This is a genomic window from Nocardioides sp. Iso805N (assembly GCF_000364605.1).
Lineage (GTDB): Bacteria > Actinomycetota > Actinomycetes > Propionibacteriales > Nocardioidaceae > Nocardioides.
In genome coordinates this window covers 430,459-454,123 of record NZ_KB822577.1, presented here as the reverse complement: position 1 = coordinate 454,123, position 23,665 = coordinate 430,459, and the positions used below count along the sequence as shown (strand labels likewise).

The window sequence follows — 23,665 nt, the reverse complement described above, 5'->3', positions numbered from 1 at the left end:
TGGCGGTGGGGCTCGCCGACAACCGTGACCGACAGGTCGCCAACAGTCCCTACCTGACGATGTTGTCTCCAGGTAGGAGGAACGTGCCCTCATGTCCCCGTCCGAACGTCTCGAGGATCCCGACCGGATCGACCCCGACGTCGACTGCGATGTCGAGCTCACCGAGCGGCCCTCGCCACACCCGTGGCAGGTGCTGAACGAGCACGTCCACCTGGTCCCGGCCATCGCCGTCGGCGGCGCCCTCGGCAGCCTGGCCCGGTTCGGCCTGGCGAAGGCCGCCCCGCACGCCGCCGGCGACTTCGCCTGGGCCACCCTGGCCACCAACCTCAGCGGCGCCTTCCTGCTCGGCCTGCTGATGGCTCTCATGCTCACGATCTGGTCCCACACTCGCTACGTCCGGCCGTTCCTCGGCGTCGGCGTGCTCGGCGGGTACACCACCTTCTCCACCTACGAGCTCGACACGAGGGGACTGCTCGCTGCGGGCCACCCCGCCGAGGCCCTCGCGTACGTCGCAGCCACCGTCGCGCTCGGCCTGGTCGCGGTGCTCGCCGGTCTCGGACTGGGGCGCGTCCTCGTCGGCCGGTCCGGGTCGGGGGCCCGCCGATGACCGTGCTGCTCGTCTTGCTCGGCGGCGCGATCGGCGCCCCTGCCCGCTACCTCACCGACGTGGTGGTGCAGTCCCGCCACGACTCGGTGCTGCCCTGGGGCACGATCAGCATCAACGTGGCCGGCTCGTTCGTGCTCGGCCTGGTCGCCGGGCTGGCCTCCGGCTCGGCCCCGGCCTGGGTGCTGACCCTCATCGGGACTGGCTTCTGCGGCGCGCTGACCACGTTCTCGACGTTCTCCTACGAGACGGTGCGGCTGGCCGAGGCCCGCCGTTGGGCTGCCGCGGTCGCGAATGTCGTCATCTCGCTGGCGCTCGGGCTGGTCGCGGTCGCGCTGGGCTGGGAGCTCGGCACCCTCTGAGCGCTCGACTCACGCCCAGCCGAGCTGGTGGAGCCGTGCGTCGTCCATCCCGAAGTGGTGCCCGAGCTCGTGCACGACCGTCACCCTGACCTCGCGCACCAGCTCCTCCTCGGAGCGGCAGTAGTCCATCAGCGGGCGGCGGTAGAGGAAGATCCGGTCCGGCAGGTGCCCGGCCGCATCGAGGCCGAGGGTGCTGCCGTCGTACAGGCCCAGCAGGTCGACCGGCTCCCCCTCCGGCGGCTCCTCCTCGATCAGCACGACGAGGTTGTGCACCAGCGCGACCAGTTCGTCCGGGATGGCGTCGAGGGCATCGTCGACGAGCTCCTCGAAACGCTCGGGGCTGACGTCGACCACTGTTGAAACCTATCGAAAGGGGCGGCGCGGGTGGGGAAATGCAAGGAGACCGCATCCTGATGGATGCGGTCTCCTTGAGCTGGCGACCCCGACGGGACTTGAACCCGCGGCCGACCGGATCGACCACTGCCCCTTCGACAAGCGCTCCGCCGGTGTAAACATGGCCCTGACCTGCAGAAACCCTCCGCCGACTCGACAACCACGAGGACTCAGACGTACCGTCGAGCGATCCCTGATTGGGCACGTATTGGGCACGATTGGGCACGTATTGGGCACGAAATCGTGCGCCTCGGGACGGGAGAAGCGGATGGCATCTCGGGCCAAGCGCGGGACGGGAAGCGTTCGCAAGCTCCCCTCCGGCAAGTACCAGGTTCGGATCACCGGGCCCGACCTGGCGCGACACACCGCGCCGATCACATTCGCGACCAAGGCCGCCGCCGAAGCCTGGATCGCCGCCGAAGCACGTCGCATGGATCAGCCAGACGAGTGGATACCGCCTCGTGCTCGTCTCGCCATCGCGAACGCTCAGCGATCGCGCGCGGCCGCCGAGCGTGTTCACTTCGGTGACTTCGCGAAGCAGGTCGTTGCCACACGCACGGTGAAGGGGAAGCCGCTCGCTGCCTCAACCAAGTTGCGCTACGAACAACTTCTCGCCAAGTACATCAACCCGACCTTCAGTCAGCTCGCCATCAACGAGGTCACTCCGGCCATCGTCACGAAGTGGTGGGGCGAGCTTCCTGACTCCCCCAAGATCCGCCGCGAGGCATACACCCTTGCCCGGTCGGTCATGCGTGAGGCGACCGCCCTGGGTGGCCCCATCCCCGGAGGCCTGAACCCGTTCCAGATCCGCGGCGCCGGCTCCGGGACCTCCCCGAAGCGCGAGACGATCGTGAACCAACCCGAGCTCGAAGTCATCCGACTCACCATCCGCGAGGAGTGGCGCCCGATGGTCTCGCTAGCCCTGTGGTGCGGAATGAGGCTGGGCGAACTTATCGAACTCCGCCGCTCCGACATTGATCTGCCCAGGAAAGAGATCCATATCCGCCGTTCCTTGGGTCTCGCGGGCGGGTCAGGGCGGCACGTCAAAGGGACCAAGTCAGATGCGGGTGCGAGGGACCAGCGGATCCCTGACTCCGTGATTCCCGAGCTGGCCGCTCATCTCAAGACGCACATGACGGGGCGGCATGGCCTCGTGTTCCCCTCCCGAAACGGCAGCCACCTGAATCCGAGCGTCTTCTACGGCAAACCCAAGTCGGCGCCCGGGGCGCGGCAGCCACCGAAGCCGGTCCCAGGCGGCTGGTTCGCTGCACGCGACGCGGCGGGGCGCTCGGAACTTCGCTTCCACGACCTCCGCGCGACAGGCGCGACGCTGCTTGCGCAGAACGGCGCGACAGTCGCCGAAATCCAGGAGTTCCTCGGCGACTCCACCCCAACGGCGGCACTCAGGTACGTGCGTTTGACGTCGGCAAGAATGGACGCCCTCACCGACCGCCTTTCCAAGCTCGCCAGCGGCGACTCCTGGTAGCGACTCGACGGCTCTTCAGTCCGCTCTTCCCCCGGGTGGCTGACTGCGGCAGCGCCCGCCACGCACACAGCACGGCTACAGGCTTCCGCCCGGCGCGATATACCTCGTGAGACCGGGGTACGGACCTGTGTCCAATTCGCCGAAGCTCCGGCCCGGAGGCCCGACTCGGGCACAATTGGGCACGGTAGCGGATGCCAAGCCTCGCCACGACCGTGGCGAGCCGGAGCGGAGCTACACCGACATCTGCGTCGACGACATCGGCAGCCACGGGGATCTGCGGCTACTAGACCATCGACGCGGTAAAAACCGGACAGCCAGCTCGGCCCGTGATCAACGACGCCCACGGCGCCCTGCCGGATGTTCCTCGTGCTGGACGACGACCTCGCGCCGGCCAGCTTGTCGGCACCCGCGGCACGCCACCGGCCGATCTCGAGGTTGGCCGAAGACTGACGCTGCCGCTCAGCAAGTCGAAAAATTGGGGAACGGGACGATCGTGGTCACCGTCGACAATCGATGAATCCGCAGGTCGCAGGCCAGCTGACAAGATGGCCAGTGTTGGACGGCGATGGCTCCGCGCGGGTGTCGTGTTGCCATTCTGTTGCCACGTCTGGCCAAGACGATGCGGGCAGGAGCGCCTTAAATGTGCCCTCGCCGGACGAGCAAGCTGATGCCGCGGCCTCGCCCTCAGTCCTGCTGTGCCATCAGAGTGAGGGCGATGTCGATGATCATGTCCTCCTGGCCGCCGACGAGTCGGCGGCGGCCGCACTCCATCAGGATGTCGCGGACGTCGACGCCGTAGCGCGCGGAGGCGTTCTCGGCGTGACGCAGGAACGAGGAGTAGACGCCGGCGTAGCCGAGGGTGAGGGTCTCGCGGTCGACGCGCACGGGGCGGTCCTGCAGGGGGCGGACGATGTCGTCGGCGGCGTCCTGCAGCTTGAACAGGTCGCAGCCGTGCTTGAAGTCCATCAGGTCGGCGACAGCGATGAACGGCTCGATCGGGCAGTTGCCGGCACCGGCGCCGTGCCCTGCCAGCGAGGCGTCGACGCGGAAGACGCCGTTCTCGACGGCGACGACCGAGTTGGCCACCGACATCGAGAGGTTCTCGTGGGCGTGGATGCCGATCTCGGTGCTCGGGTCGAGCACGTCGCGGTAGGCACGCACCCGGTCACGCACGTCGTTCATGGTCAGCCGGCCGCCGGAGTCGGTGACGTAGACGCAGTGCGCGCCGTAGGACTCCATCAGCTTGGCCTGGGCCGCCAGATCCTCGGGCGGCGCCATGTGGGAGAGCATCAGGAACCCAGAGACGTCCATCCCGATCTCGCGGGCCGCGGCGATGTGCTGGGCGGAGACGTCGGCCTCGGTGCAGTGCGTGGCCACCCGGACCGAGCGCACCCCGAGGTCGTAGGCGTGCCGCAGCTCGTGGATGGTGCCGACACCGGGAAGCAGCAAGGTGGTCAGGCGGGCGCTCGTGATGACCGAGGCGGCGGCCTCGATCCACTCCCAGTCGGTGTTCGAGCCGGGGCCGTAGTTCACCGAGCCGCCGGCGAGGCCGTCGCCGTGCGCGACCTCGATCGCGTCCACGCCGGCTTCATCGAGCGCGACGACGATGCGCTTGACGTCCTCGGGGGTGATCCGGTGACGCACGGCGTGCATGCCGTCGCGCAGGGTGACGTCCTGGACGAAGATGGGGGTGCTCACTGCACGGCCTCCTTGGCGGCGATCTTCTCGGCCATCTGCACGGCGGCCGAGGTCATGATGTCGAGGTTGCCGGCGTACGCCGGGAGGTACATGCCGGCGCCCTCGACCTTGAGGAAGACGCTGACCTGGTGCGTCGGCCGGGCACTCCGGTCCTCGGCGAGCAGCGTCTCGACCGGTTGGTCGCCGGGGATCTCGGTGATCTGCACGTCCTGGACCATCTCGTAGCCCGGGACGTAAGCCGAGACCTCGCCGACCATCTTCTGGATCGAGTCGATGATCTGCGCCTTCGCGGTCTCCCCGTCGGGGCCATCGGGCAGCGTGACGAGCGCGAAGACGGTGTCGCGCATCATCAGCGGCGGCTCGGCCGGGTTGAGGATGATGATCGCCTTGCCGCGCTCGGCACCGCCCACCTCCACGATGGCAGCCGAGGTGGTCTCGGTGAACTCGTCGATATTGGCGCGGGTGCCAGGACCGGCGGACTTCGACGCGATCGAGGCCACGATCTCGCCGTACGCGACCGGCACGACGCGACTGATCGCCGCCACGATCGGGATCGTGGCCTGGCCGCCACAGGTCACCATGTTCACGTTGGGAGCATCGAGGTGCTCCTCGAGGTTGACCGCCGGGATCACGTAGGGACCGATGGCGGCCGGCGTCAGGTCGATCATCCGGATCCCGCGCGGCCGCAGCGCTGCGTCGTTGCGGGCGTGGGCACCGGCGGAGGTGGCATCGAAGACGATGCCGATCTCGTCAATGTGCGGCGACTTCAGCAGTCCGTCGACGCCCTCGGCGGTGACCTCGAAGCCGAACTTCACCGCGCGGGCCAGTCCGTCGGAGGCGGGGTCGATGCCGACCATGACGCCCATCTCGAGGTGCTGCGCGTTGCGCATGATCTTGATCATCAGGTCGGTGCCGATGTTGCCCGACCCGATGATCGCGACCTTGGTCCTGGTCATCTGTAGGTTCCTTCGTCGAGGGAGGGATCCGGGGAACCGGATCGGAGGTCAGCCTGGGGTGGCATCCCGGGCTCAGCCGGAGAACGTGGCGGAGACGCTGCCCAGCCCGGAAATGGTCACGGTCACGGTGGCGCCCGGACGGACGGCTCGCATCGGGCCGAGGGCACCGGAGAGGATGACTTGCCCAGCGCGGAGAGGGTCGCCGAGCGCGCGGGCCTGTCGAGCAAGCCAGACCACCGCGTTGACCGGGTCGCCGAGGCAGGCGGCACCGTTGCCGGTCGAGACCTCCTCCCCATTGATCGACATCGACATGGTGACCGCGGCGGGGCTGAACTCGGCCAGCGTCTTGCGTTCGGTGCCAAGCACGTAGGCACCGGCGGAGGCGTTGTCGGCGACGGTGTCTGAGAAGCAGATGTCCCAGTCGGCGACGCGGCTGCCGCAGATCTCGATCGCGGCCACGGCGTAGTCGATCGCGGCACGGACCTGCGTGTCGTCGAGGTCGCCCTCGGCCAAGTCATCCTTGAGAACGAAGGCCACCTCGGCCTCCACCCGCGGCTGCAGGACCGAGGTGAACGCGATCACCCCATCGTCCTCGAAGGCCATATCGTCGAGCAGGACGCCGAAGTCCGGCTGGTCCACGCCCAGCTGCGCTTGGACGGCCGGCGAGGTCAGGCCGATCTTGCGGCCCACGACGACCGCGCCAGCGGCGGTTCGAGCCTCGATGTTGATCCGTTGCACCGCATAGGCCGCCTCAAGGTCGTCGCGTCCGATCAGGCCGCGCACCGGCGCACCAGGCGTGCCGCTCACGGTGGCCCGCCGGAGCTGCTGGGCTGCACCGGCGACCGCCGCGGCCGCCGACGTGGAAGGATCAGTCATGCGTCCAGCGTCCAGGAGGACCAAGGCACTCCACCATCGAAACGTTCCAGTCAGTGGAATGAGATGACGTATCTTTGCGACATGCCCCGTCCCGTTGAGGCCTACCGCGAAGACCAGACCGCCCTCGAGACCGTCCTCGGAAAAGCGGTGGCGATCCTGCGGTCGTTCACACCGGAGGACCAGATCCTTTCCCTGGCGGAGATCGTGCGCCGCACGGGCCTGCCGAAGGGATCGGCGCACCGGGTCGCCGGCGACTTGGTCGGCCATGGCCTGCTTGACAAGGCGGCCCGCGGCTACCGGCTGAGCGGTGGGATGTTCGAGCTCGGCATGCGCGCTTCGGTCGAGCGTAGTCTTCTCGAACTCGCGATGCCCTTCCTGCAGGACCTCTATGAGCGCACCCATGAGACGGTTCACCTTGGAGTCACTGACGGTCAGGCGGTCGTCTATGTCGCCAAGATCGGCGGCCATCGCCAGGCGAATGCGCCCTCACGGGTCGGCGGCCGAATGCCGTTGCACTGCACGGCGATCGGCAAGGTCCTGCTCGCGCACGCCGATCCCGTGGATCGCAACACGGTGTTGTCCGCACCGTTGCAGCGGCGCACGGCCCACACGATCGTGGCGCCCGGGCTCCTGCGACGCCAGCTCGAGTCGGTCCTGGACAGCGGCGTGGCCTTCGAGCGAGAGGAGTCCACGCTGGGCCTGTTGTGCGTGGCCTCGCCCGTCATGGGCCTCGACGGTCGCACGGCGGTCGCGGCTGTCAGCGTCACCGGCCCGGTCGGAAGGTTCAGGCCCGAACTGCACGCGACAGCTGTGCGAGCCGCAGCGCAGGGCATCTCGAGTGTCATCGCTCGCCGAGCCGATACGCGCAGCCCTTCGTCCTCCGCCGGTGCCTGAGGGCGGAGCTCGCGCCGCAGAGATCGCCGCCGGCTCGCAGTCCAGCACGTAGACGCCGGCGGAAGCGTTGTCGGCCACGGTGTTGGCGAAGTTGATGTCCCAGCCCTCGATCCGGGAGCCGCAGGTCTCCAGGCGGCCACGCCGTATTCGATGGCGGCACGGACCTGCGCGTCATCGAGGGCCGCCGAGCCAGGACGTCCGTCGCGGTTTCCTCGCACGCCAACGACTCCACAACGTGGGTCGAGGGTGACCGACTCCTTCGAGCGGTTGGCGCACTCCTAGTACGAACTCGCATTGGCGGTCCATGGCGGGCCCCACGATCGAGTGTCGTCACCTTGCGCGGACCGCTCAACCTTGATCACTCGGGCTCCAAGGTCAGCCAAGGCCGCCGTCGTGAACGGGCCGGGCGAGGACGCGGGAGAAGTCGGCGACAAGGATGCCCTCAAGGGGCCTCATCCCACATCGTCGCGCCGTTGCGGCACGCGCCACGGGTTGTCTGCGCGGCCGGCCGGTGGCAGCCAGTGGTCGGGAACACCTTGGTAGGCAACCGGTCGGACCCACCGGTCCAGGGCGGCGGCGCCGACCGAGGTTGCTTCCGGCCGAGAGGTGGCCGGCCACGGACCGCCGTGCTGCTGCGCCCAGGTCCAGGCTACGCCGGTCGGCCACTCGTTCACGGTGACGCGGCCGACTTTCCCCGCGAGAGCCAGCATGAGCCAGGCAGCGTCCGGGTCGGTGTCGGTGCCGTCGGTAAAGACCGTTCCGGTCAGGCTGCCCTGCAGCCCCGCGAGGGCTTCACGCAGGTCCTGCGGGTCGTCGTATTCGACCACCAGCGCGACCGGCCCGAAGCACTCTTGGTGGAGCCTGCCGCCCTGCGCGAGCGCCGCGGTCGAGACACGCAGCACAGCGGCGTCGGCAGACCACCCGGTACCTGGACCCGGTGCGGCCGTGACCAGCTCCGCGCCGGCCGCCATGAGCTCCTTCACGCCCATCTGAACGGCGTCGGCTATGCCCCGGGTCAGCATGGTGCTGTGCGGGGCGAGCGCTGTTAGTGCGCGCCCGACCGCCTCGGGCATGGAGCGACCGGCGGGTGCAAGGAGAAGCCCGGGCTTGGTGCAGAACTGGCCTGAGCCGAGCGTGAAGGACGCGACGAACCCCTCGGCCACCTCGGTCGCGCGCGCGACGGCGCCGCGGGCCGTAAGGACGGCCGGGTTGACGGTGCCCATCTCGGCGTATACCGGGATCACGATTTCGCGCTCATTGGCCAGGCGCCACAGCGCCAGGCCTCCCGGCTGGGAGCCGGTGAACCCCACGGCCGCGACGCCGGCAGCACGGACCAGGTCCGCGCCCGCTTGCAACCCGCGTACCATGCCGAACGCACCGTTCGGGGCACCCGCCTCCCTCAATGCCTGCAGCGCGAGCTCGGCCAGCCGCTCGGAAAGGAGAGCGTGGGCGGGGTGGGCCTTGGCGACCACCGGGCAGCCGGCCGCCAACGCCGAGGCCGTGTCGTTGCCCAACACGCCGAACGCGAACGGGAAGTTGCTGGCGCCGAAGACGGCGACGGGCCCGAGCGGCTGGTTGACGCGCACAAGCGACGGCCCAGTGTCGACGGACACCCCGAGGTACGACCCTTCGGCGGCGACATCCCCGTAGAACCGGAGCTGGGCTGCCATTCGCTCAACCTCGCCGGTCAGCCGGGGCATGCCTAGGGCCGTTTCGGCATCGGCGAGTGCGGCGAGCTCATCGCGGTGGTCGAGGAGCACCGCGGCGAGGTGATCGAGCCATGACCGCCGCTGCGCGGGTGCCGTATCGGCTAGCGGCCGGATCGCGACGCAGGCACGATCGACCGACTCGGCGGTTTGCTCGGGCGAAGAGTCAAGGATCCTGCCGACCATCACGCCGTCACGTGCCCGGTAAGAGGTGGTGACGCCGCTCATCACCGCGGGTCAGCCCTCGACGGCGTCAGCCGCCGTAGGCGCCTCGCCGCGAATGCCGCGGTAAACGCGACTACGCAGAGAGGAGAACTTCGGGTCAGCCTTGGTGGAAATCTGGTCGCGCTGCGCGCCCAGTTCGACCTCAACGATGTCCACGACCTGAGTGGGACGGTTGCCGAGCACGACCACGCGGTCCGCGAGGTAGACGGCCTCGTCGATGTCGTGGGTGACCAACACGACGGTGATACCGAGGTGGTTCTTCAGTGCCAGGGTCAGGTCTTCCAGGTCGGCGCGCGTCTGAGCGTCGACCGAGGCAAACGGCTCGTCCATTAGCACGATCTCCGGCTGGTACGCCAGCGCCCGGGCGATTGCAGCACGCTGCTGCATGCCACCCGACATCTGCCAGGGATAGAGCGCCAGGTGGTCGCCCAGTCCGACCTCGGTCAGCGCGGCGACGGCCCGCTCATGACGAGCTTGCTTGTTCAACTTCGTGGACCGGAGGGCCACAGTCACATTGTCGAGCACCGAGAGCCAGGGCATCAGCGAGCGCGAGTAGTCCTGGAAGACGATTGCCATCTCCGGTGGCGTCTCGTGGATCTCGCGGCCATTTAGCACGACTCGTCCCGCTGTGGGGGCCGAGAGCCCGGACAGGCACTGCAGCAACGTGGTTTTGCCAGCACCGGAGGGACCCACGATGCACACGAACTCGCCGCTTTCGACAATCAGGTCCAACTCGCGCAGGATCTCCCGGTCGCCGTACTTCTTCGACAATCCTTGGACGTTCAGGAGCACACCCGGGTGCCCTGCGTTGACGGAAGGGTTCATGTCTCTCCTTAACCGTTCTTCATGTGGTGCCAAGCGAGGACTCGTGATTCGACGAGCCGCAGAGCGAGGTTGAGTGCGTAGCCGACCAGACCCAGGACGACGATCCCCGACCACATCTGGACGATGTTGAAGCTGCGCTGGGAGTCGAGGATGAACCACCCGATGCCGCCCGGGGAGCCGACCATCTCTGTCACCACCATGACGACGGTGGCGATCGCGAGCGCGAGCCGGCAGCCGGCGAAGACTCCAGGAGCCGCGTTGGGGATGTAGATGAAGCGAATCTTTCCCGCTGTGGAGAACCGGTAGCTCCGTGCCATCTGCAAGAGCACTGGCTCGGCCGAGCGCACACCATCGATGGTGTTGAGCAGGATCGGCCACACCGAGGCGAGGGCGATCAGGAAGATCTTCATCTCGTCGCCGATGCCGAGGAACAGCGTGGCGATGGGAAGCAGCGCGACCCCTGGCGTCGCGCGGAGGAACTCCAGCAGCGGACGGAGGGCTTCCTCCAGGGGACGGAGAAGGCCAAGGAGCACGCCGCCGACAACACCCACGACGACCGCGATGCAAAACCCGACGCCGATACGTCCCAGGCTGGGCAGAAGGTCATCGCGGGTGGCGTCGAAGATCCACAGTTCGCGGACCTCGTGGAGGATGTCCGCTAAAGGCGGGAAGTAGAGCGACCCGCTACCGGCCGAAGCGACGAGCCACACCGTAACCAGCACGATCGGCAGCCAGGCCTCAATAGCGAGGAGCTTGACCCTTTTCAAGTCAGTGTCCTTCCCTGATGCTGGGATGCCAGCACAGCACGCGGCGCTGCAGGCGTCCGATGACGACGTTGATTGCCACACCGAGCAGTCCGGCCGTGACGGCGTACGCGTAGACCTCCGGCCGCTGGAGCGTCGTCTGCATGCGGACGAGCTCAGACCCCAGCCCCGGGGCGCCACCGATGTATTCGGCGCTGATCGCCATGAGCAGCGCCATGGTGGCCGACAGGCGCAGGCCGGTCGACACCATCAGAGCGATGCTGGGCACCCACAGGAACCGCGCCCGGTCCAGCACGCTGAACCGGAACACGCGGACGACCCACTTCAGCAGCGGCTCGATCTGGGAGACGGAGTAGATCGACTGGATGATGATCGGCCAGATGGCCGCCAGCACGATCATGGTGATCTCCATCCGAGCGGTGGCCCCGAACAGCAGAAGCAGCAGGGGCAGCAGGGCCACCGTCGGGATGGTGCGAAAGAAGTCGATGACCCACCGGGTGCTGGCCATGGCGACCCGCGAGCTGCCCAATGCCAGGCCGACGGGGACCCCGACGACGCTGCAGATCAGCAGTCCGATCGCCCACGCGCGCAGGGTGGTCAGCAGCGCTGACCAGTAGGCTGCCGTGCCCCACAGGCCGACGAGCGCGCGGCCCACCGACCACGGGGTCGGCAGTGTGCCCTCACTCGTCAGCGTCGTCGCCACCAGTTGCCAGAGGAGAAGCGCGCCGACGATCGCTACGATCTGCGACACGATGCGGTTGAGGCGCCACCGGCGCCCTCCCCCCTCCGCGCGCACGCCGCGCAGCCCCACCAGGGAGGCCATCGTTCCGCTCACTTCGTGACCAGCAGCGAGTTGATGTCAGGGGCCTTGTCGAGCACGCCGTACTTGACTGCGAGGTCGGCGACCTTGGTGATGTCCGCGGCGGTGAGCGGTTCGCTGGAGAACTGTGGGATGACGGCGTTCTTCAGCTCTTCAGACTTGAAGCCGAGCTCGTCCTGCGCCACCTTGAGCTCAAGCGCGCGGTCAGAGTTCCCCGTCGCTGCCGCATTGTCGATCGCCATTGCGAACTTCTTCACCGCCGCACCGTTCTTGGCGAGGAAGGACGCGCTGGTCACGTACATACTGGCCGAGGAGCCCTTCGCGCCCGGAGCGTCGGCATTGTTCAGCAGACGCGCCTTTCCGGAGGCGATCGCAGCCGAACCAAGGGGCTCGTTAACGTCAACGGCGTCGACCGTTCCCTTGGCGAGCAGATCGAGCATCTGGTCCGGGGGGACCTCGACGAACTGGACCTTGGTGGAGTCGCCGCCAGCAGCGTCCACCAGCGCCGAAATGTTCATCCACGTCTGGGTCTTGATCGCAGGGACCGCAACCTTGCGGCCGACCAGGTCCTTCGGCGTCTTGATGTCGCTGTCGGGCCGTACCAGCAAACTGGCCTGCGTCATCGTGCCCGCCTCTCCGTTCGAGGCCTGCTCTGAGGCGCCGGCAACGATGCGGATCGGCAAGCCCTTAGCGGCCGCGAGAAGCATGGTCAGGGTATCGACCTGGGCGATTTGGATCTGACCATTGAGCAGGGCGGGGATCGCGGCGTTGGCAGTCTGGTTAGGGACCGGATCGACCTTCAGGCCGGCCTTATCGAACTGACCGTTCTCCATGGCCAGACGGAGACCGAGGCCAGACAGCGACGGGGTAGCGCCGACCTTGAGGGTGGTCGTGTTGCCCGTGGCGGCGTCGGACGACGAGCCGCATGCGCTTAGCATCAGAGCACCGGCAGCAAGGGCGGCGACCATCGAGAGATTGGAGCGGCGCCGGGAAGCGGACGAGATCATGAGTTCTCCAGGTGAGTGGTTAAGACGGTCGAGGCAACCGAGACGGGGGCGGCTTCAGGGCCGCCTCGTTGTGGCGAGAACCACAACAGGATCGACGCTAGGTACGCGTTGATCGCCTGACAACGCGGTCTTTCCGCATGCCGCAATACCGCGACGAACGACCGCATTGCTTCCTGCACAAGGTCATGCGGCGGCACTCATGACGCGCTCGATCCGGCCCGCCGTACGCAGAAGTGCGTCGACCGAACTGCGATAATCGACACGCTGGGCGGCATAGGAGACGCTGATCGCCGCACGGGCCTTGCCTCCGATGAAGAGTGGCGTCGCCACGCACACTTGGCCCACCACGGCCTCCTCACGGTCGAAGGCGATACGCGTGCTTCGGATCTGCTCAAGCTGCTTATTGAGCAGGGCGGCGGAGGTAAGCGAGTGGCGGGTCTGTCGCGGCAGCGGGGTGCCTTGCAGCAGCAACTCGACCTGACGGGGGTCGCTGAAGGCGAGCTGGGCCTTCCCCAATGCCGTGCACAGGGCGCTAACCCGACCACCGACCGCCGTGGGCGCCGGTACCGTCTGGGACCCGACGACCTTGTCGACGATGATCACCTCGGATCCGTCGAGGACGCCGAGGCGCGTCGTGGTGCCGCAGATGGAGTACAGGTCGCCCAGATGCGGCGCGACCAGCTCGCGCAGCGCTTGTGTCCGGTGTTCCAGCACGCGTGTGCCGAGCTCGACGAGCTTGTCGCCCGGACGATAACGGGTGCCGTCCTTGTGCACGTAGCCGCCCTCGACGAGGTGGGCGAGCAGTCGGTAGGCGGTGGAAACCGGCATGCCGGCGTGGCGCGCAAGCTCACTCACGCCGAGGCCGGCATTGGCTTCACGAAAGACGTCGAGCAGATGCAGGGCCTTCACTACCGAGGCCGGCCCGTTGTTCTCGGATCCTCGGCGCTCGAAGTTCTCCATGAGCGTGTCGCGCTCTGGGGTGCTTGCGACCATCTGATGCCTCCTGCTTACCTGCGTCGACCGGGCCCCCTCGATTCGGTGGATCGACCGGTGGCGGTACGTGTCCTACGCCACTAATGTAGTGTACGGTACAGGAACTGTAGTGAACGGTCCAGAACGTCAGAAGTGCCGGCTCATGCCGCAGACGCAGGAGTTAGCCGATGACTGAAGTGCGCCGCAACGCGAGGGGCGAGGCGAGTCTGCGCCGGATCATGGAAGCGACAGTGGATCTGTTGGGTCGGTACGGGTACGACAACACGACCATCGCGCGTATTACGAAGGCGACCGGCCGGCCTGCAAGCTCCATCTATTGGCATTTCGACAACAAGGACGAGCTGATCGCCGCTTCGCTCGAGGCGATGTACCGGTCGCCATCCGCGTCGTCCCCCACCCCTCACTGGCCGGCCTACGTCCGCGGGACGGGGCTGCGCGAGCAACTCGAGGACCAGTTGGCGGACGAGCTGCAGAGTTCACCCGGTGAGGCTCCGCTACGGCTCGCCATCATGCTCGCCCTCGAGGGCGCGGCGGCGAAGACACGGATCCAGGAACCCTTCCAAAGCCGCCGTGCGGCGGTGCGGCGCAGTCTCGCGTCCTGGTGGCAGGAAGCCTTCGAAGATTTGGCGGAAAGCCGGTCGACCGTCTCCGCGGAGCAGATGGCCTCACTACTGTTGGTCTTCTTGGATAGCCACTACCTCTCCGACAGTGACACGGATGCCGACCTGGCCCGCCAGCGCGGCACCCTTCTCGCCACGTCGATCGTCGGCCTTGTGCTGCGGGAGGACACGGCGACAGCGCACGGCGGCTCGATGACCGTCGAGGACGTTGACGCCAACGAGCCACCACTCGCGGCCAGCGCACAGGTGGGCGTGGAGTTGCTGCGGGTCACCCGCGACCTCGTGGCCGAGTACGGCTATGAAGGCGCAACCATGGGGCGAATCTGCGAGGCGGCTGGAGTCCGCAAGAGCTCGGTCTACTGGCGGTTCAAGGACAAGGAAGCGCTGGTCGAGGCGGCCGTCTCGCAGCCGTATGTCGATGTGTTCGGCCACTTCGAGAGGTTGCCGTCTCTCGACGCGGCCAGGGGGACCACGTGGACCGACGCGGTCACCGGCGCGGTCACCGTCGCCGTCGCCCGAATCCTCGCGGCGTTCGAGAACGAGCCCGCCCTCGTCAAGGCGGGACTGCTCCTCAAAGCGCACCAGAGGGGCGCGCCGAGCACTGCGATTCTCGAGGGCTCGGCACAGGTGCAGTCCCAGTTGACCGGCTGGCTTGAGCAGGCGCTGGCCGCCGATGGTCGCTCGCCGGCGTTGGCACCTCGCGTCGGGTGGATGGTTTGGCGCCTCACCGAGGGCTCCCTCCTCGGCGCCGCACTAGGCCCGTCCCTACGACCAAACGAGGTCGTGCGGCTCGCACGACCGTTGTTGATCTCGGCGTTGAAGGCGGAGTAGGGCCGGATGTCGGTTCTCGCCCCGGGAGCCCAGAAGCAGGTCCTGGGCCCGGGGCGGCGTTCGCAACGATTTGTTGCTCAGCCGGCGGTCGGTTCGAAGGTGCCGGGATCCCCCGACTCGAGCTCGATCTCGAAGGTGTTCATCACGCGACCGACCATGCCGTAGAAGCCGATGATCAGCACCAGCTCGACGAGCTGGGAGTCGGTGTAGCCGGCCCTGACCGCGTCGAATAGCTCCTGCGGCGCTGTGGTCGTGGTGACGACAGCGTCGGTGAAGTCGAGCAGCGCGACCTGCCGATCGGTCAGTGCCCCGGCGCCGATGTCGGGATAGACCGCGATCGCATCGACGGTCGACGTCGGCAGGCCCACACGGGCTGCCACGGCCTGGTGCTCGTGCCACTGGTACGACGCGCCGAGCAGGTGCGCGACCCGGAGGATGACGACCTCGCGCTCCAGCGGCGGGAGGGTGCTGCCGCGGCTCATCCGGTGGCCGAGCGCGAGCACCTCGGGTGCGCAGTTCTCGGCTTTCGCGATCATCTTGAAAATGTTGATACGCCGCCGCCCGGCGAGCGCGTCGCGCACGCGGTCGGCGACCTCGTCGAACTGCGCGTACGGGATCCGTGGCATGTGGTTCCTCCTGGTGCTCGGGGCATGTTGCGCCGCCGGGGTCAGTAGCCGGCGTCGGTTACGGTGAGGTCGTCCTGGAACTGTGCGAGCAAGGTCTCTGCGGCGGTCACCAGCAGGGAGGAGTCGACCCCCACTCCGGCGAAAGTGATGCCGCGCCCGAGCCAGTCCTTGGCCTGAGCGACGTCACTCAGCATGATGCCCGCAGGCTTGCCGGCGGCGGTGACGGCCGCGATTCCTCGGGTGATTGCCGCGACCACATCCGGGTGGTTCCGCTGCCCGGGGTGCCCGAGGTCAGCGGCGAGGTCGGCCGGCCCGAACAGAACACCGTCTACGCCGTCCACCGCCGTGATCTGGGCCAACGCATCAACGGCCCTACGGGTCTCGGCCTGCACAATCACGCAGACGTCGTCGTCAGCCGCCGCGAGGTAGTCGGTGAGCCGGCCCCACCCGGACGAGCGGGCGAGGCCGCTACCCATACCGCGGACCCCGCGGGGCGGATATCGCACCGCGGCGGCGACGGCTTCGGCTTCCTCGACGGAGTTGACCATCGGGACAAGCAGGTTCCGTACGCCGATCTCGAGGTACTGCTTGATGAGCGTCGCGGAGGCCTCAGGAAGCCGTACGACCGCCTGGGACAACTCGCCGAAGCCGACGCCGAGGAAGCGCTCCCCCGCCGCCAGGGCCCGGACCTGCGCGAGCACGCTGCGCAGGTCATTTGGCCCGTGTTCAGCATCGATCAGCACCCAGTCGTAGCCGCAGCCGGAGAGCAGCTCGGCGACGGTCGCGTCCCCGAGAGTGCTCCACAGGCCTATAAGTCGGTCGCCGGCTTGGAGTCGTTGCTTGAACCGATTCAGCGGGGTCGTTTGCTGCACCACGATCGACAGCTCCTGCCTAGGTGAGGGTGAAGGTGACCGCGCCGCACTGACCGTAGTCGGCATGCACGGTGTCGCCGCGCTCGAGCGGGACGGGCCGCGTGAACGAGCCAGCGAGGACCAGCTGTCCGGCTTCCAGCCCCTCCTCAAAGCGCGATAGCCGCCGGGCCAACCAGGCGATGCCGTTCGCGGGGTGACCCAGGACGGCCCCGGCCAGACCGGACTCCTCCACGACTCCGTTGAGGAACAACAGCGCTCCGGTGCGGCACAGATCGAGGTCGTCCGGCCGCATCGGCCGCCCTCCGACCACGATGCCCGCGTTCGCCGCGTTGTCGGAGATGGTGTCGACCACCTTGCGAGGCGTGCCTTCCGCGCGGTCGTGCTGCTCGATGCGGGCGTCGATGATCTCGAGCGCCGGTACGACGTACTCGGTGGCGCGCAGGACGTCCGCAATGGTCACGTGCGGTCCCTCGAGCGGCGTGCCCAACATGAAGGCGAGCTCCACCTCGATGCGCGGCCTGATGAAGCGCTCGCGCGGGATCGGATGACCGGACTCGTAGAGCATCTCGTCGAAGAGTGTCCCGAAGTCCGGCTCGTCGATCTGGCTGCTCACCTGCATCGCACGGGAGGTGAGGCCGATCTTGTGGCCGATCACCCGCTGGCCCTCGTCGCGTTTGAGCTGCGCCCAGGCCCGTGAGACGCGGTAGCCGTCCTCGAGCGTCATCTGCGGGTAGCGCAGCGAGAACTGCCGCACCTGGGTACGGGAGCGCTCGGCCTCGTGCAGCTCGGCGGCGAGCACGTCGGTGGCGGGCATGTCAGTGGCGCGCATGTCGACGGTCATGCGACCGGCGCTTCGGCCACGGAGCGCAGGAACTCCGAAGCGAGGGCATTGAACGCGTCGGCGCGCTCGAACTGAGCCCAGTGGTCACAGCCCTCGAGCTCCACGACGGTCCCGTTGGGCAGCACCCTGCCCAGTGCCCGGGCGTTGTCCAGGAACATGTTCGAAGCGCTCACGGCGGCAATGACCAGCGTGGGCTGGGCGATCTCTCGCCACTCGTCGTGTGACAGCTCCTGGCCGGCGCCGATGAAGGCCAACAGGTGGCCCATCGCCGCGACCATCTCGGGCTGCTGGTAGATCCGCAACCGCGTCGCGACCAGGTCGTCGATCAGATCGGCGGGGTCCAGCATCAGCCGCCCCATCGCCTCGCTGACCGACTCCCACGTAGGCGTCTGCGCGGCGTTGGTGCGCCGCCTTCGTACGTCGGCCCCGAACTGCTTCTCCGCCTCGGCGTCGACGATGATCCCGGCCGGCGCAATCATGGTGAGGGCCGCCACGCGATCCGGGGCGTCGTGCGCGAGTCGTGCCGCCACCCAGGACCCGAGCGAGACGCCGACCAAGGCTGCCCGGTCGACAGCGAGCACATCCAGCACGTCCAGCACGTGTGCGGCGTAGTCGCCGATCAGGTAGGGGCGGTCGGGCTTGTCGGTATAGCCGCAGCCGAGCATGTCGATCCCGATGACCCGGTGCTCCTCGCCGAGCGGCCCGTAGTTGGCGCAGAAGTTCTCCAAGCTCCCGGCGGTGCCGTGCAGCAGGACCACGACTGGGCCGTCGGGCCGGCCGGACTCCAAGTAGCGGGTGGAGACACCGCCGGCATCGACCCAGCCGACCTTGTGCGGAACCGTGTCGAGGTAACCCCAGATGCTCCGGAACGGCTGCGCCTCGCTGCGCTCAGACATCGAACCGGAAGGAGACCTGGGCGGCTGCCAGCTTCTCCTCCATCTCCTTAATCCACTGCTCCCGCGGACGGGCGGCCGGGTCGGTCTTGGCCAACTCCTCGGTCTGCCGCATGATCTGGTCCTCGTCGAGGGTGAGGTCGAGCGGCTCGCCCAGCGGCTGCTGCACGTACCACGGCGAGTGGGCGTAGACCTCGATCATGTTGCCGTCGGGGTCGTCGATGTAGACACTCCAGGCGTTGCCGTGGTTCTTGACGACCTCGACCGGGATACCGGTCTCCTCGACGTGGCGCCAGAATGCGCGCAACTCCGCCAGGCTCGGAACCCGGAAGGAGATCTGGGCAGTGGTCGGGGGTGTCCCGGGCTCGCGGCCCGAGATCAGCGCGAGCTGGTGGTGCTCGGTGGGGTCGGCCGTGAGGAAGGCACCCGGACGCTTCGTGCCAGCCTTTCCGGACTTGCCGAGCCCGGAGTCCGAGACGACCATGCCGAACTCGCGGCAGTAGAAGTCGATCATCGCGTCGAGGTCGATGCAGAAGATGCCGAGGTGGGCGAGCTGGGGGTGGAATGCAGACATGTGGTTCTCCTCCGGGAGATTGGGGGTCAGGCGTCGGACGCGACGAGCAGTCGCACGACCGGGGTGACGGAGTCGATGTTCTCGAGGTCGCGCAGCGCCTCGAGCGCTGCGGTCGCCTTGTCGTCGGGGATGCAGCCGGCGAAGGTCATGTTGCGCCAGTACTTGTCCTCGACCGCCTCCAGCGAGATCGGGTTGCGCAACCAGCCGTTGGGCACCTCGCGCTCGGCCTCGAGCACCCGTCCGTCGGCGAGATAGATTCGCATCCGGCTGGCCTGGTTGTTGCCGAGCGGCAGGTTGGGCACCAGCTTCACCCGGCCGGCAAGGTTGAGGACGGCCGGGTCGTAGATGGCGGGCGCGATGTAGTGCTCAAGCTCGGGCCGACCGCGATACACGGCGTTCGCGACGCCGTACGGGATCGTGAACAGCGACTTCGGCTGCTGGTCGGTCGCCGTGGGGACCTGGTTGAGGAAGTGGTCGATCCGGTTCGGCGGTACGTCCAGCTCGATCAGCGTGACGTCTCCGGGTGCGAACTCGTGCTCGTCGCGGAGCTGCAGGACGCAGTCGATCGGGTTGTGGTTGCCGTAGCACGACGGGTGCAGCTTGTGCTGGCCGTGGACGTAGAAGACCTCGCCGAGGCCAGCGACCATGCTTTCGGGGGAACGCTCCTGCGTGTAGAGCGTGAAGTACCCGAGCCGGCTCTCGATCGCGTCGTGGACACCCCCGAACCCTCGCTGAGCGAGCTGGCAGGCCATGATCCCGTTGAACGCGGCCATGGCGCCGGGCAGCTTGAACGAATGGACGCCATCCCAGATCCCCTGGAACGAGCCGGCCATCAAGTTGAGCAGGATCCCGAAAGCGTTCTTCAACGTGGCAGCGTCCAGCCGCATCAGCCGTGCCGCGACGGCGGTCGCCCCGAACGCGTTCGACGTGCCACACACCTCGAAGTTCTTATCGAAGTCAAAGCGGTTCGACACCGAGATGCGGGCTGCGACGTCACCTCCCAGGATCAGTGCGGCGAGCAACTCCTCGCCGGACGAGCCGAGGTGCTCGCCGACAGCGAGCGCCACCGGGTCGATGCTGCTAGCGACGTGGCCCACCATCTTCCCCTCGTTGACACCCTCTGGCTCGGGCCCGCACACCTCGAAGTCGAAGGACCGTGTCTGCAGCGAGTTGATGGCCGCAGCGTGGGCCATCGGAAGGCGGTCGATGCCAGCAAGGACCGAGGATTCCGGCGTTCCGCCCCAACTGCGCAGCAGTTCCAGGAACGGCTCATTGCCCTCCCCGCGCACGCCGGAGACACCGCAACTGACGGCGTCGATCAGGCGCTTCTTGGCCGCCAGGAGGTGGGTCTCGTCGAACGCACTGAACGGCGTCTCGACCACATGCCGCGCCAAGCGGTCCACGAGCGGTTCGGTCACAGGTCGTCTCCTCCGGCAGTCACGATCGCGGTCCAGCGGGCCGCTCGGACTGCACGTTAGGGCGGCGCCGCGCGGCTGAGAACCAGAGCATTCCGCAGTCCGGAAAGGCCCTCTGGGAGCCGCACTTCTCCAAACGTAGGCTCCGTCCGACAGACCCGGAGACGTGGCATCGTGACTAGAGGAGGAGGCCGCCCCATGGCAGCCGAGATGATGACCGAGAAGCACGGCACGAGCGACCCCGGGGCGCGTACACGGGACTGGAGCGACTACCGCGCCCGGGCACTGGCTGAGGGGGAACGGTTCCTCGCCTCCATCGACGCTGCCCTCGACACGATCCGCGAGGGACGGGCCGAGTCCGAGGCCGAGGGCCGCGTCCCGCAGCGCACCGTGGACGCGATGATCGCCACCGGCCTGTTCCGTGCCCTGACCCCGCAGCGCTACGGCGGCCTCGAGATGGCCCCAGCTGCCTTCTTCGAGGGCGTCATGCGTATTGCCACGGCGGACGCCGCGGCCGCTTGGATCGCGGGCCAGATCAACATCCACGCGTTCGAGATCGCGTTGATGGATGAGCGGATGCAGGATGAGTTTTGGGGCTCCGACCCGAACGCCCGAGCCTCGAGCTCCTACGCCCCCATCGGCCACTGGGAGCAGGTGACCGACGGCTACGTCCTGAACGGCACCTGGACCTTCTCCAGCGGAGTGGACCACGCCCAGTGGGTGATCCTGGGTGGTCGTGACCGCAACTTCGTCGTCCCGTCGACCGACGTCACCGTCGACCACTCCAGCTGGCAGGTGGAGGGCCTGAAGGGCACCGGCAGCAAGTCCCTCACGCTCGTCAACGTGTTCGTCCCGGACCACCGCACCCACCTGCTCGCTGACACCTACAACGACGTCAATCCCGGGTGGCTTGTCAACGACCGCCCGCTCTACTGGATGTCTTGGCTCGGCCTGTTCAACGCCACGCCCGCCAATACCGCTATCGGCACGGCTCTGTCAGGCATCGAGACCTTCGTCGAGCAGTCCCGCGTCCGGCTGACCCGCCAGGGCACCGGCGCCCCCGCGGCGCAGAACCCGTTCCTCCACCTCAAGGTCGCCGAGGCGCTGACCCGGGTGCACGACGTCCAGCGGCGCCAGCTCGCGAATTGGTCGGAGATGTTCGACCGCGCCTGCCGCGGCGGCGAGAGCACCCCGCTGGAGCGGATGCGGATGCGCTTCGACTCGGCAGACGCCATCGCCACCTCGTTCGAGGCCTTCTCGCTGCTCTGGCCGATCGCTGGTGCGGCCGCGTCCGCGTCCAGCAACCCTCTTCAGCAGGTCATGCGCGATCTGATGGCCGCCCGCAACCACGGGTCCGCAGGCAAGGAGCTTGCGGCCGGCCAGTGGGTGAAAACGATGTTCGGCATCGAGCCGGCGCCATTCAGCGACTTCGGCACGCTTGCCTACTACAAGTGACCCGCGTCGCCACCATGGGGAAATGATGAGCGGTATGCAGACGCCCGCTGAGCACGGGGCACCCGCCGACGGCCGCGCCTTCCGGCGCGCGCTCGGCCAGTTCGCCACCGGCGTCACCGTAATCGGGACCGTGCACGAGGGTCGCGGCTACGCGATGGCGGCCAACTCGTTCTCGGCCGTCTCCCTGGAGCCGCCATTGGTCCTGTGGTCGATCCGCAAGGAATCCAAGAGCGCCCCGGCGTTCACGTCGTCGGGCCACTTCTCGATCAACGTGCTGGAGGAGGCCCAGACGGCGGTCTCGAACGCCCTGGGCCGCTCCCACGAGGACCCGCTCAGCCAGGTCGACTGGTCGGCCGGTGTCCACGGCGACCCACTCCTGAGCGGCTGCCTCGCACAGTTCGAGTGCACCACCGAATCGGTCGTCGATGGCGGCGACCACCACATCCTCGTCGGACGGGTCGAGCGCTTCGCACGCTTCGAGGGCAAGCCTCTTCTCTTCGCGCAGGGCGAGTACGGCTGGCTGGGCCGGCGATCTGACACCGGATCTTCCCAGCTCGCGGCAGCGCCCAGCGAAGAGATGCTTTTCATGTCGCTCCTGCGCGACGCCGAGCAGCACATGTCCACACTCTTCGACTCCTATCGGCGTCAGCTGGGGCTCACTCCCACCGCGACGCGCATCCTCAATCACCTCGCACACAGCAGCGACACGGTGGAGGGCCTCCAGCGATCCACACCGATCGCGCCACAGGCCATCGACGATAGCCTCGCCGAACTCATGCAGGCGGGCCTCGTCAACCGCGCAGCGACCGGCACATGGAGCCTCACCGAGCAGGGCCTCGCACGACGCGCGTCACTCCGGAAAGGCGCGGAGGAGTTCACAGCCAGACAGCTCGACAACATCCCCGCAAACGACCTTGCAGCCGCCGAACGCGTGCTCGCCGCGCTGTGCGGACGCTGAAAGACAGCGACTGAGACTCCACCGTCCGGACCGCAGCCTTCCTGCCTTTCAGGTAGAAGTCCGCGCACGGAGCGGCCCGTCGAGACAGGAATCGGATTGATCATGACCGTCACTAAAGAAGCCGCCACCCGGCACCTCACGCTGCCTTCAGGAACGGCGGCGTGCTACTACGAGGCCGGCGATCCCGCCGACGCGACCGTCGTGCTGCTGCACGGTTCCGGCCCCGGTGCCACCGGCTGGTCGAACTTCTCTGGCAACATCGGCGTCATCGCCGACGCCGGCTTCCACGTCCTCGCGCCGGACATGCCCGGCTGGGGCGACTCCGATGCCGTGGCCACCGCCGACATGGACCACGACGCCGATCTCGTCGGCTTCCTCGACGCCCTGGGCATCGAGAAGGCAGCCCTGGTGGGCAACTCGATGGGTGCGCACACCGCCATCCGGTTCGCCACCCTGCACCCGGAGCGGATCACCCACCTCGTCACCATGGGCGCCTCGCTCGGCCGCGGCCCGGCGAGCCTGTTCAGCGCCGGCGACGGGCCCTCCGAAGGCCTCAAGGTGCTGGTCAAGGCCTACAAGGACGCCAACCCGGAGAACATGAAGGCGCTGGTCGAGATCATGACCTACGACAAGGAGCGCTTCGCCACCCCCGAGCTCACCGCCGCCCGATCCGAGGCCGCCCTGGCGCGCCCCGACCACCTGCAAAACTACGTGGAGGGCCTGGCCCACGGCGCCCCGATCCCGATCAAGGTCGACCGTGGCCTCATCCCGAACATCGCCGTCCCGACACTGCTCATCCACGGCAAGGACGACCGGGTGCTGCACTACGAGGTCAGCCTGTGGCTGTGCGCGAACATCCCCAACGCCCGGCTGCTGCTGCTCAACCACTGCGGGCACTGGGCGATGATCGAGCACGCGGACGAGTTCAACCGTGTCGTGGTCGACTTCCTGCGGCACAGCTGAGGCACGGC

25 protein-coding genes are annotated in these 23,665 nt (G+C 67.8%); 8 read left to right on the top strand and 17 right to left on the bottom strand.

Translation table 11 applies throughout. From position 1 onward, the window contains the following. Positions 1–91: 91 nt before the first annotated feature. Positions 92–607 (top strand): fluoride efflux transporter FluC, encoded by a 516-nt coding sequence (locus tag H036_RS0109805; protein ID WP_017934614.1) that lies wholly within the window; start codon positions 92–94, stop codon positions 605–607. Next, positions 604–966: a fluoride efflux transporter CrcB gene (gene crcB, locus H036_RS0109800; protein WP_017934613.1), complete on the top strand. Its 363-nt coding sequence runs from the start codon at positions 604–606 to the stop codon at positions 964–966. Before H036_RS0109805 ends, crcB begins: the two co-directional genes overlap by 4 nt. 9 nt (positions 967–975) lie before the next feature. Here crcB and H036_RS0109795 read toward each other — a convergent pair whose 3' ends face one another. Continuing rightward, complete coding sequence (locus H036_RS0109795) at positions 976–1,320, bottom strand: metallopeptidase family protein (protein WP_017934612.1); 345 nt, start codon at positions 1,318–1,320, stop codon at positions 976–978. 307 nt (positions 1,321–1,627) lie between these two features. On the opposite strand from H036_RS0109795, the gene H036_RS0109790 reads away from it, so the two are divergent. Continuing rightward, the gene (locus H036_RS0109790; RefSeq protein WP_017934611.1) at positions 1,628–2,845 is read left to right on the top strand and encodes a tyrosine-type recombinase/integrase; all 1,218 of its coding nucleotides are present in this window, start codon (positions 1,628–1,630) and stop codon (positions 2,843–2,845) included. Positions 2,846–3,529: 684 nt separating this feature from the next. Here the strand turns inward: H036_RS0109790 and dmpG are convergent. The 3 genes from dmpG to H036_RS0109770 all read right to left on the bottom strand — a co-directional run bounded on the left by dmpG (position 3,530) and on the right by H036_RS0109770 (position 6,375). Next, positions 3,530–4,543 (bottom strand): 4-hydroxy-2-oxovalerate aldolase, encoded by a 1,014-nt coding sequence (gene dmpG, locus H036_RS0109780; RefSeq protein ID WP_017934609.1) that lies wholly within the window; start codon positions 4,541–4,543, stop codon positions 3,530–3,532. Beyond that, positions 4,540–5,499 carry an acetaldehyde dehydrogenase (acetylating) gene (locus H036_RS0109775; RefSeq protein WP_017934608.1) on the bottom strand — a complete coding sequence of 320 codons (960 nt, stop codon included), beginning with the start codon at positions 5,497–5,499 and terminating at the stop codon, positions 4,540–4,542. The genes dmpG and H036_RS0109775 overlap by 4 nt, the downstream gene beginning before the upstream one ends. 72 nt (positions 5,500–5,571) lie before the next feature. Beyond that, positions 5,572–6,375, bottom strand: a complete 804-nt coding sequence (locus H036_RS0109770; protein WP_017934607.1) for a 2-keto-4-pentenoate hydratase — start codon at positions 6,373–6,375, stop codon at positions 5,572–5,574. A gap of 147 nt (positions 6,376–6,522) precedes the next feature. Between H036_RS0109770 and H036_RS0109765 the strand changes: the two genes are divergently transcribed. Beyond that, positions 6,523–7,269: an IclR family transcriptional regulator gene (locus H036_RS0109765; protein ID WP_232421839.1), complete on the top strand. Its 747-nt coding sequence runs from the start codon at positions 6,523–6,525 to the stop codon at positions 7,267–7,269. 278 nt (positions 7,270–7,547) lie between these two features. On the opposite strand, the gene H036_RS26160 is transcribed toward H036_RS0109765, so the two are convergent. From H036_RS26160 to H036_RS22385, 7 genes are all read right to left on the bottom strand, one after another. Further along, entirely contained in the window at positions 7,548–7,631 is an 84-nt protein-coding gene (locus H036_RS26160) for a hypothetical protein (RefSeq protein ID WP_442852440.1), read from the bottom strand. Between the two features lie 90 nt (positions 7,632–7,721). Continuing rightward, positions 7,722–9,203 (bottom strand): aldehyde dehydrogenase family protein, encoded by a 1,482-nt coding sequence (locus H036_RS0109755; protein WP_036488014.1) that lies wholly within the window; start codon positions 9,201–9,203, stop codon positions 7,722–7,724. A 9-nt stretch (positions 9,204–9,212) separates the two neighbouring features. After that, positions 9,213–10,025, bottom strand: a complete 813-nt coding sequence (locus tag H036_RS0109750; RefSeq protein ID WP_017934604.1) for an ABC transporter ATP-binding protein — start codon at positions 10,023–10,025, stop codon at positions 9,213–9,215. An 8-nt stretch (positions 10,026–10,033) separates the two neighbouring features. Next, positions 10,034–10,792, bottom strand: a complete 759-nt coding sequence (locus tag H036_RS0109745) for an ABC transporter permease (RefSeq protein WP_026145927.1) — start codon at positions 10,790–10,792, stop codon at positions 10,034–10,036. 1 nt (position 10,793) lies between these two features. Further along, positions 10,794–11,612 carry an ABC transporter permease gene (locus H036_RS0109740; protein ID WP_017934602.1) on the bottom strand — a complete coding sequence of 273 codons (819 nt, stop codon included), beginning with the start codon at positions 11,610–11,612 and terminating at the stop codon, positions 10,794–10,796. A gap of 8 nt (positions 11,613–11,620) precedes the next feature. Beyond that, positions 11,621–12,616 carry an ABC transporter substrate-binding protein gene (locus H036_RS0109735; RefSeq protein WP_017934601.1) on the bottom strand — a complete coding sequence of 332 codons (996 nt, stop codon included), beginning with the start codon at positions 12,614–12,616 and terminating at the stop codon, positions 11,621–11,623. A gap of 183 nt (positions 12,617–12,799) precedes the next feature. Beyond that, entirely contained in the window at positions 12,800–13,609 is an 810-nt protein-coding gene (locus tag H036_RS22385) for an IclR family transcriptional regulator (RefSeq protein ID WP_017934600.1), read from the bottom strand. A 167-nt stretch (positions 13,610–13,776) separates the two neighbouring features. Between H036_RS22385 and H036_RS24365 the strand changes: the two genes are divergently transcribed. Continuing rightward, positions 13,777–15,060, top strand: coding sequence for a TetR/AcrR family transcriptional regulator (locus tag H036_RS24365; RefSeq protein WP_017934599.1), 1,284 nt, complete (start codon positions 13,777–13,779; stop codon positions 15,058–15,060). Positions 15,061–15,137: 77 nt separating this feature from the next. Here the strand turns inward: H036_RS24365 and H036_RS22375 are convergent, their stop codons facing one another. The 6 genes from H036_RS22375 to H036_RS0109695 are packed head-to-tail and all read right to left on the bottom strand — an operon-like array spanning position 15,138 to position 20,284. Further along, positions 15,138–15,686: a carboxymuconolactone decarboxylase family protein gene (locus tag H036_RS22375; RefSeq protein ID WP_017934598.1), complete on the bottom strand. Its 549-nt coding sequence runs from the start codon at positions 15,684–15,686 to the stop codon at positions 15,138–15,140. A 41-nt stretch (positions 15,687–15,727) separates the two neighbouring features. Continuing rightward, positions 15,728–16,561: an HpcH/HpaI aldolase family protein gene (locus tag H036_RS0109715; protein WP_232421838.1), complete on the bottom strand. Its 834-nt coding sequence runs from the start codon at positions 16,559–16,561 to the stop codon at positions 15,728–15,730. 16 nt (positions 16,562–16,577) lie between these two features. Beyond that, a complete protein-coding gene (gene hpaH, locus H036_RS0109710; RefSeq protein ID WP_017934596.1) occupies positions 16,578–17,399 on the bottom strand; it encodes a 2-oxo-hept-4-ene-1,7-dioate hydratase in 822 nt (273 codons plus the stop codon). After that, on the bottom strand, positions 17,396–18,295 hold the full coding sequence (locus tag H036_RS0109705; protein WP_017934595.1) for an alpha/beta fold hydrolase: 900 nt from the start codon (positions 18,293–18,295) through the stop codon (positions 17,396–17,398). Before H036_RS0109705 ends, hpaH begins: the two co-directional genes overlap by 4 nt. Then, complete coding sequence (locus H036_RS0109700; RefSeq protein WP_017934594.1) at positions 18,288–18,866, bottom strand: VOC family protein; 579 nt, start codon at positions 18,864–18,866, stop codon at positions 18,288–18,290. The genes H036_RS0109705 and H036_RS0109700 overlap by 8 nt, the downstream gene beginning before the upstream one ends. 26 nt (positions 18,867–18,892) lie before the next feature. Beyond that, positions 18,893–20,284, bottom strand: a complete 1,392-nt coding sequence (locus H036_RS0109695; protein ID WP_017934593.1) for an MmgE/PrpD family protein — start codon at positions 20,282–20,284, stop codon at positions 18,893–18,895. A gap of 195 nt (positions 20,285–20,479) precedes the next feature. On the opposite strand from H036_RS0109695, the gene H036_RS0109690 reads away from it, so the two are divergent. From H036_RS0109690 to H036_RS0109680, 3 genes are all read left to right on the top strand, one after another. Continuing rightward, positions 20,480–21,736 (top strand): hypothetical protein, encoded by a 1,257-nt coding sequence (locus tag H036_RS0109690; RefSeq protein ID WP_017934592.1) that lies wholly within the window; start codon positions 20,480–20,482, stop codon positions 21,734–21,736. 22 nt (positions 21,737–21,758) lie between these two features. Then, positions 21,759–22,694 carry a flavin reductase gene (locus H036_RS22370; protein WP_081615502.1) on the top strand — a complete coding sequence of 312 codons (936 nt, stop codon included), beginning with the start codon at positions 21,759–21,761 and terminating at the stop codon, positions 22,692–22,694. Positions 22,695–22,796: 102 nt separating this feature from the next. Continuing rightward, positions 22,797–23,657, top strand: a complete 861-nt coding sequence (locus H036_RS0109680; RefSeq protein ID WP_017934590.1) for an alpha/beta fold hydrolase — start codon at positions 22,797–22,799, stop codon at positions 23,655–23,657. The last annotated feature ends 8 nt before the right edge of the window (positions 23,658–23,665 follow it).

What these genes read in the sequence shown, in the direction of transcription:
- H036_RS0109805 (WP_017934614.1), top strand. Translation starts at nt 92, where the DNA reads ATGTCCCCGTCCGAACGTCTCGAGGATCCCGACCGGATCGACCCCGAC.
- crcB (WP_017934613.1), top strand. Translation starts at nt 604, where the DNA reads ATGACCGTGCTGCTCGTCTTGCTCGGCGGCGCGATCGGCGCCCCTGCC.
- H036_RS0109790 (WP_017934611.1), top strand. Translation starts at nt 1,628, where the DNA reads ATGGCATCTCGGGCCAAGCGCGGGACGGGAAGCGTTCGCAAGCTCCCC.
- H036_RS0109775 (WP_017934608.1), bottom strand. Translation starts at nt 5,499, where the DNA reads ATGACCAGGACCAAGGTCGCGATCATCGGGTCGGGCAACATCGGCACC.
- H036_RS0109770 (WP_017934607.1), bottom strand. Translation starts at nt 6,375, where the DNA reads ATGACTGATCCTTCCACGTCGGCGGCCGCGGCGGTCGCCGGTGCAGCC.
- H036_RS0109755 (WP_036488014.1), bottom strand. Translation starts at nt 9,203, where the DNA reads ATGAGCGGCGTCACCACCTCTTACCGGGCACGTGACGGCGTGATGGTC.
- H036_RS0109750 (WP_017934604.1), bottom strand. Translation starts at nt 10,025, where the DNA reads ATGAACCCTTCCGTCAACGCAGGGCACCCGGGTGTGCTCCTGAACGTC.
- H036_RS0109740 (WP_017934602.1), bottom strand. Translation starts at nt 11,612, where the DNA reads ATGGCCTCCCTGGTGGGGCTGCGCGGCGTGCGCGCGGAGGGGGGAGGG.
- H036_RS0109735 (WP_017934601.1), bottom strand. Translation starts at nt 12,616, where the DNA reads ATGATCTCGTCCGCTTCCCGGCGCCGCTCCAATCTCTCGATGGTCGCC.
- H036_RS22385 (WP_017934600.1), bottom strand. Translation starts at nt 13,609, where the DNA reads ATGGTCGCAAGCACCCCAGAGCGCGACACGCTCATGGAGAACTTCGAG.
- H036_RS24365 (WP_017934599.1), top strand. Translation starts at nt 13,777, where the DNA reads ATGACTGAAGTGCGCCGCAACGCGAGGGGCGAGGCGAGTCTGCGCCGG.
- H036_RS22375 (WP_017934598.1), bottom strand. Translation starts at nt 15,686, where the DNA reads ATGCCACGGATCCCGTACGCGCAGTTCGACGAGGTCGCCGACCGCGTG.
- hpaH (WP_017934596.1), bottom strand. Translation starts at nt 17,399, where the DNA reads ATGACCGTCGACATGCGCGCCACTGACATGCCCGCCACCGACGTGCTC.
- H036_RS0109705 (WP_017934595.1), bottom strand. Translation starts at nt 18,295, where the DNA reads ATGTCTGAGCGCAGCGAGGCGCAGCCGTTCCGGAGCATCTGGGGTTAC.
- H036_RS0109700 (WP_017934594.1), bottom strand. Translation starts at nt 18,866, where the DNA reads ATGTCTGCATTCCACCCCCAGCTCGCCCACCTCGGCATCTTCTGCATC.
- H036_RS0109690 (WP_017934592.1), top strand. Translation starts at nt 20,480, where the DNA reads ATGGCAGCCGAGATGATGACCGAGAAGCACGGCACGAGCGACCCCGGG.
- H036_RS22370 (WP_081615502.1), top strand. Translation starts at nt 21,759, where the DNA reads ATGATGAGCGGTATGCAGACGCCCGCTGAGCACGGGGCACCCGCCGAC.
- H036_RS0109680 (WP_017934590.1), top strand. Translation starts at nt 22,797, where the DNA reads ATGACCGTCACTAAAGAAGCCGCCACCCGGCACCTCACGCTGCCTTCA.